Source organism: Pseudonocardia sp. MH-G8, assembly GCF_002262885.1.
Classification (GTDB): Bacteria; Actinomycetota; Actinomycetes; order Mycobacteriales; family Pseudonocardiaceae; genus Pseudonocardia.
In genome coordinates, this window is the sequence record NZ_NKYF01000059.1 from 1 (window position 1) to 6462 (window position 6462).

Annotated in this window: 8 protein-coding genes; all 8 read left to right on the forward strand. The window is 69.2% G+C overall.

Annotation, left to right across the window (positions count from 1 at the left end; all coding sequences use genetic code 11):
- Window positions 1-648: 648 nt before the first annotated feature.
- Complete coding sequence (locus CFP66_RS46750) at window positions 649-864, forward strand: AlpA family transcriptional regulator (protein ID WP_094932042.1); 216 nt, start codon at window positions 649-651, stop codon at window positions 862-864.
- Window positions 861-2066: a site-specific integrase gene (locus CFP66_RS46755; RefSeq protein WP_094932043.1), complete on the forward strand. Its 1206-nt coding sequence runs from the start codon at window positions 861-863 to the stop codon at window positions 2064-2066. Before CFP66_RS46750 ends, CFP66_RS46755 begins: the two co-directional genes overlap by 4 nt.
- Before the next feature lie 840 nt (window positions 2067-2906).
- Window positions 2907-3401 carry a YdeI/OmpD-associated family protein gene (locus CFP66_RS46760; RefSeq protein ID WP_094932044.1) on the forward strand — a complete coding sequence of 165 codons (495 nt, stop codon included), beginning with the start codon at window positions 2907-2909 and terminating at the stop codon, window positions 3399-3401.
- A 45-nt stretch (window positions 3402-3446) separates the two neighbouring features.
- Window positions 3447-3866: a MerR family DNA-binding protein gene (locus CFP66_RS46765; RefSeq protein WP_094932045.1), complete on the forward strand. Its 420-nt coding sequence runs from the start codon at window positions 3447-3449 to the stop codon at window positions 3864-3866.
- Window positions 3863-5008, forward strand: a complete 1146-nt coding sequence (locus CFP66_RS46770) for an alkylmercury lyase family protein (protein ID WP_198962155.1) — start codon at window positions 3863-3865, stop codon at window positions 5006-5008. The genes CFP66_RS46765 and CFP66_RS46770 overlap by 4 nt, the downstream gene beginning before the upstream one ends.
- The gene (locus CFP66_RS46775; RefSeq protein ID WP_094932046.1) at window positions 5005-5721 is read left to right on the forward strand and encodes a co-chaperone YbbN; all 717 of its coding nucleotides are present in this window, start codon (window positions 5005-5007) and stop codon (window positions 5719-5721) included. The genes CFP66_RS46770 and CFP66_RS46775 overlap by 4 nt, the downstream gene beginning before the upstream one ends.
- Window positions 5718-6167: a MerR family transcriptional regulator gene (locus tag CFP66_RS46780; protein WP_094932047.1), complete on the forward strand. Its 450-nt coding sequence runs from the start codon at window positions 5718-5720 to the stop codon at window positions 6165-6167. Before CFP66_RS46775 ends, CFP66_RS46780 begins: the two co-directional genes overlap by 4 nt.
- 14 nt (window positions 6168-6181) lie before the next feature.
- The coding region (locus CFP66_RS46785) for an STAS/SEC14 domain-containing protein (RefSeq protein ID WP_158228483.1) at window positions 6182-6462 on the forward strand (281 nt) is incomplete at its 3' end.

A 6462-nucleotide genomic window follows, 5' to 3' on the forward strand; every position in this document is an offset into this window, starting at 1 on the left:
ACGACGTCGTGTCGGGCAGATCCCATGACCGTCAGCGGGCAGCTTTCATGTCCGCCAGCGGGCAGCTTCGTGGCCGTCTCCGGGAATTTTCTCGTGGCCGCGGTCAGCCGGGCGAGGTGCGGTCACGACCTCGGTCCATCGGGAGCGGCTCGATATGCGAGCTGTTGCTGCCGGAGCCGTATCGCGGCGACGTGCCGACCCGTGCGCGCGCTCGCATCATCCATGCCTCCTGGGCTCGTCGCCCGGCGTGCAGGGCGGTGGACACGGCTGCCTCCCCCCATCCCGCCTGTGGACAACTCGTCGCCAATTTTCGACGAGATCCGCCGCCTCGCGTCTTGTTGGGGCATGCCAGACAACGCAGCAGCGGCTTCACCCACCCGCGGGCTTTCGCTCGCGACCGCCAACTCCCTGACGGGCCCTCGAAGCAGCACGACCACTCATCGACCACGGGCAAGCCGTCGTACTTCCCCTTGTGCTTCTGACATCTGCTTCTGCACTGCGTTCGGCGCCGACGGTCGTACTGGCCCGCCAAGCAAGCCCACGCAACGACCAGAGCTGACCACGAGACGAACGCACGTCTCCGCACGATCGGCAGCAGCCCCGGCGCCGAACAGAGGTGTCGTGGACGCCCGAACGAGGAGGCGACCGATGAACGCGCAGTCGAGCGACCACCGCTGGTACACCACGGAGGAGCTGGCCACGCTCCTTCACGTCGACCCATCGTCCCTGCGACGCTGGCGAACGGCTCGACCGCCGGAAGGGCCCCCGTTCGTCAGGGTCTCGGCGCGCCGCGTCATCTACAACAGCGTCGACGTGGACGCCTGGCTGACGGCAAAGCGCGTCGAGCCGGGGTCTGCAGCATGAGACGTGTCGCGGCCGGCCCTGTTGGTGTCGCCTTGAACGGCGACGTCGAGTATCGCGCAGGCAGGCCCAAGCCGTTCAAGGCGCGTGTTCGATGGAGCGATCCTGCGACGGGGAAACGTCCGTCCAGGTCGGAGTCCTTCGACAGCCGAGAAGCTGCGGACGGCTGGATCGACGAGCTCCAGCGGCTCGCCCGCGCTGGCGTCCACCCTGAGACGGCCACGATGTCCCTGGCTGAGTACGGCGAGTCGGTGATGCATCTGGCAACGCGTCGCCTCGAGCCCAAGACGCTCGACCCCTACATGGCCGGATGGCGCCTTCGAGTCAAACCAACCCTCGGACACCTCTCCCCAGCAATGATTACCCACGGCGCCGTTGACCGCGCCGTCGAGGCGTGGATCGCTGACGGACACGGCCGCTCGACGATCAAGAACAGCCTCGCTGTGCTCGTGAAAGTGCTCGAGCAGGCTCGAAGGGACGGCCTGATTGATCGCAATCCTGCGAAGGTCACCGGATGGCAGCACGCCTTCCAGAAGGCTTACGACGAACTCGAGAACCCGCGGTCGCTCGCACTCGCCGATTGGACCGCACTCACCACCCTCGCGGACGCTCTCGTGGCGAGGTCATCGGGCCGCTACCGGGGGTGGGGAGATGTCGTCAGGTTCGAGGCATGCACCGCATCTCGCATCGGCGAGGTCTCCGGCTGTCGCGTGGAAGACATCGACACCAGGAGGTGGCTCTGGACGGTTCGCCGACAGACCACGCCCGGCCCCGGCGGCCTCATGGACAAGCGCACCAAGGGGAAGCGAGCACGCATCGTCCCGATCATCCATGAGATCCGGCCGCTCGTTCTCGAGCGGATTGATGCGGTGGAGGGGCGACCGGGGGCGAGATTGTTCACGGGGCCGCGAGGCGGTCGTATCACCACTGCCATCCTCCGGGATGCCACGCACTGGGACGAGGTGGTCGTAACGCTCGGCTACGAACACCTTCGCCGACACGATCTCCGCCACACGGGGTTGACGTGGATGGCCGATGCGGGTGTCCCGGTCCACGTCCTCCGGGTCATCGCCGGGCACTCGTCGGTGAAGACGACCCAGCTGTACGTGCACTCCGACTGGTCCCACATCGTCGCCGCCGGCGACTCGCTGACGGCGTACCTGGGGCAGTGGTCCCCAACTGGTCCCCAAGCAGGCTCTGCCTAGATCATGGAAACGATCACTCGGCGCCGCAGCCATGATCACGAGGCCAGACGTCTTCCCTGCTAGACACACCAGAGGCCGGTGTCCATCGAGTTGGACACCGGCCTCTGGTCACCGTCGGGACGACAGGATTTGAACCTGCGACCCCTTGACCCCCAGGGTAGCCAGCAGAAGTGCATCGACCTGCAGGAATGCCGAATCCGCAGGTCACGCCCGGGCGGTTGCACGCAGTTCAATGCGCTTCGATTCGACCCGAAGCCGATGGTGGCTCCAGCTTCGCTCCAGGATTCCTGGCTCCAGCAATCGCTCCAGTGGCGGGACGTCCAGCCACTGCTGCGACAGGCCTGCTGTGTCTGGCGTGCGGTCAACGGGTGAGCGCCATTTCCATGACGTGCCTGTGAACCCGCCGCGGACTCGCCGATCGGGATGTTACATCGTCCGGCGCAGGCGGCGTTGGCGAGCAGCTTGACGTGAGACGCGATGGCGGCGCCGGTCTCGGCGAAGTCCGAGCCATTCTGCTTCGCTCGGTAGGCGTACCAGTCGGCGACGTCGTCGGGGGTCCTTGGTGTCCCGGATCGTCTTCAGCAACATGAGGTAGTCCTGCCGACGTTGTTGTTCTTCCCGGCGCCGCCGTCAGTGGCGACCACCCGCTTAGTTGACTGAACTCCGGCAGAGCCGTCCGAAGCCGCTGGAAGCGGAAGAACATCGCAGTGGTGGTCTCACGGCTGCGGTCTTGTCGACCCGCTGGGCGGTTGGAGGTGAGGTGGCCAGGCGGGTCGCGCACCGACGGAAGCGGCGAGATCATTGGGCGGGTGGCAGGTCCGGGCAACAGGGAGGACTGCCATGACACGTGATCGGCGGGACACGGTCTCGGGGCGCTCGCAGCGGTTTGCTGCGACCGTGGCCGTAGATCGGCAGGGCCGCACGCATGTGCCGGTCCCGTTCGAACCTGACGCAGTGTGGGACACCAAGCCTCGCCACCACGTGACGGGCACGGTCGGCGCCCGCGGTGTGGGTGGTGTGCTCGATGCCGGTGACGGCGGCGTGGTCCTCGTGGTCGGGCCGGCGTGGAGCCGCTGTTGCGGGCCGGCTGATGGCACGACGGTCGAGGTCATGCTCACGCCTGAAGGCCCGCAGCGCGGCGATTTGGGGGCGCCGGACGTGGCGGCGGCGCTGGACGCGTCGCCGGCTGCGGGGGTGTTCTTTGACTCGCTTGCCCAGTTCTACCGGAACGCCTTCCTGCGGTGGATCGACGCCACCAAGCGACGTCCCGGGCAGCGCGCGGTGCGGATCGCCGAGATGGTCCGTCTGCTTGAGGAGGGCAAGAAGGAACGGTGAACGGGGCTTGACTCCGTAGTTCGGTACGGGGTTCACGATGGGGCCATGCGCACCAGCGAGCTGTCCGGCCAGGCCGGTGTGAACGGCGAGACGCTGCGGTATTACGAGCGGCGCGGGCTGTTGGACGAGCCGCCCCGTACCTCCGGCGGCTATCGGGACTATCCGGACGCGGCGGTGGGGCTACTGCGGTTCATCAAGCGTGCCCAGGACCTCGGCTTCACCCTCGACGAGGTCGAGGAGTTGCTGCATCTGGACGGCGGGGGCCCGGACGGCTGCGCTGCCGCCCGCGCGTTGGCCGAGGCCCGCAAGGCCGATCTGGAGGCCCGGATCGCGGACCTGCAGCGGATGCGGGACTCGCTGGCAGACCTGGTGGCGACCTGCGATCTGCCTCGCGCCGACCGCAGCTGCCCACTGCTGGCTGCGATCGCCACCCAGCCGCCCCGCGTCCCTCGGAGGCGCCGATGAGCATCGCATTGGAAGTCCTGCACGTGGCCGACTGCCCGAATCTGGCCCCGCTGCTGGAGCGGCTGCGGGAGGCCACCGATCTCCCGGTCACCACCCGGGAGATCAGTACCGACGTTGCGGCGACAGCCGCAGGCATGAACGGCTCACCGACCTTGCTGGTCAACGGGCGGGATCCGTTCCCGAACCCGAACCTGCAGGACTGCGACTGCGGGTTGACGTGCCGGATCTACCGCGACGAGCACGGCCGAGCAGTGCCGGCACCGTCGGTGGGGCAGCTACGCGCAGCCGTCGGTGCGTCGAGGGACGAGCCGTGCTGCGATCCGGTCCGGCCCGGTGACGCGCTGAGCGCGTGGCGGGCGCGGGCCCTGCCGCTGCATCCGGTGGAGAAGGCGGTGCATCAGGCGGTGCTGCGTGCGTTCGCCGCGACCGGCCGCCCACCCACCATCAGCGCGCTGAACGCGGTGACTGCCGGCTCGAGGCGCGCCACCGGAGACGTGCTGGCCGCGCTGCACGAGCTGGACGCGGTCCGGCTCGGCCCCGACGGCCGCGTCGCGGTCGCCTACCCGTTCTCCGCCACTCCGACCCGGCACCGGGTGCGGATCGGTGACCGCCTGGAGGTCTACGCGATGTGCGCGCTCGACGCGCTCGGCATGTCCGCGATGCTCGGCGAGGACACCCGGATCGACTCGGTCGACGTGACCACCGGGCACCCGGTGACCGTCTTCATGACCGCCGGCACGACCAGGGGCGTCACCAGGTGGGCTCCGGCGGAGGCAGTGGTGTTCGTCGGCGCCGACGCCGCGGGCGGGTCGTCGGCCGATTGCTGCTGCGGCTACCTCAACTTCTTCACCGACGCCGCGACCGCGCGAGCCTGGACCGCCACGCACCCGCAGGTTCCCGGGCAGATCCTCACCCAGGCCGAGGCCGAAGACCTCGGCGTCCGCCTGTTCGGGAACCTGCTCACCCCGGCTGAGCCAACCCGGAGCCCCACGCTCCCGCAGCCGCCCGTCGGGTCAAACGCTGGACCTTCTCGGCGCCCGCCCTCGTCGGCCTCCCCGCCCGCTTGTATCTGGTACCTAGGTACAGACTTAGCGTGGGCGTTGGGCTCGATAGGCGGGCCCGACGGGAGGCGAGTGCAGTGAGCGGAACGGCTGCGAGTGTGCTGGTCGAGACCAGCGACGCGAGGTTCGACCGGGACGTGCTCGGTGCCGGTGGGCCGGTGCTGGTGGAGTTCTTCGCCACCTGGTGCGGGAGTTGCCGCCGGTTTGCCCCGACCCTGGAAAGGGTGGCGGTCGAGTACGCGGGCCGGGTGCCGGTGGTGCAGGTCAACGCGGACGAGAACCCGGAGCTGGTGCGTCGCTACGGAGTGTCGTCGACCCCCACTCTGGTCCTGTTCTCCAACGGTGAGCCGGCCGGGACGCTGGTGGGCGCTCAGCCGGAGAACACCGTGCGCGAGCTGCTGGCCACGATGATCGAATCCCCGGTAGCGGACGAGTCGGTGCCGGCGCCGCTGGCGTGGGCGCCCGTCGATGCGTGCACGTTGCCGACGGCGGACCAGCCGCTGCGGGAGCCCGAGTTCGACGCGTTGTTCGCGACAGCGGTACGCGATGTCGAGCGGTTGGCACCGACCTTGCTGCGGCTGCACCTCGACGCCGGGTCCGGGGTGGAGGCCAGAACGCGGGAGCTGACGGCGCGGGAATCGACGTGCTGCTCGTTCTTCGACTTCCAACTCACCCCGGCCGAGGACCGGCTGGTGCTGGATGTGCGAGTGCCCGAGGCGCGAATCGAGGTTCTCGACGGGCTCACCCGTCGCGCCGAAGCCGCTCGCGGCGGCGGGTCCGGGGCAATCGCGTGAGCCGGGCGCTGCGGTCGGGGCAGCTGGCCAAGGCGGCTGGGGTGAACGCGCAGACCCTGCGCTACTACGAGCGCCGCGGCCTGCTCCCCGAACCGCGGCGCACCCTCGGCGGGCATCGCGAGTACGGCCCTGAGGCGGTCACGGTGCTGCGCGTCATCCGCGGCCTGGCCCGGCTCGGGTTCACCCTCTCCGAGATCTCCGAGCTGATCGAGGTCGGCGCGCACCGCGGGCCCCGCCCGGGGCTACGCGACGCCGCCGCGACGAAGCTGGCCGAGGTCGACGCGAAGATCGCTGATCTGAACCAGGTCCGCGCCTCGCTGGCCGACGTACTCAGCGCCGGGTGCAGTGACCTGGCCGAGTGCTCCTGCACCCCGGGCTGCCCGATCCCCTTCGCCGACATCGACCCGGGCACCGGACGCACGCCGACCACCGACGAAGTCGGCTGACGATGCTCGAACTGATGGCCGAGAGCGGAGGTGATGTCATCGGCTTCCGCGCCCGCGGCGTACTCACCGAAGACGACTACGAGGGCGTCCTCATCCCACACCTGGAGAAGGCGCTCGAGGCCGCAGAGCGGATCCGGGTGCTCCTCCTCATGGAGGAGACGTTCCGCGGCTGGAACGCTCGGGCCGCATGGCGCAACACCTGTCTGGACCTGCGCCACCGCCGCGACTTCGACAAGGTCGCTATCGTGGGCGCGCCGACCTGGGAGCGGTGGTGCGCCAAGCTGGCCAACCTCCT

Coding starts and splice junctions, on each gene's coding strand:
- CFP66_RS46750 (WP_094932042.1), top strand. CDS start 649: ATGAACGCGCAGTCGAGCGACCACCGCTGGTACACCACGGAGGAGCTG.
- CFP66_RS46755 (WP_094932043.1), top strand. CDS start 861: ATGAGACGTGTCGCGGCCGGCCCTGTTGGTGTCGCCTTGAACGGCGAC.
- CFP66_RS46760 (WP_094932044.1), top strand. CDS start 2,907: ATGACACGTGATCGGCGGGACACGGTCTCGGGGCGCTCGCAGCGGTTT.
- CFP66_RS46765 (WP_094932045.1), top strand. CDS start 3,447: ATGCGCACCAGCGAGCTGTCCGGCCAGGCCGGTGTGAACGGCGAGACG.
- CFP66_RS46770 (WP_198962155.1), top strand. CDS start 3,863: ATGAGCATCGCATTGGAAGTCCTGCACGTGGCCGACTGCCCGAATCTG.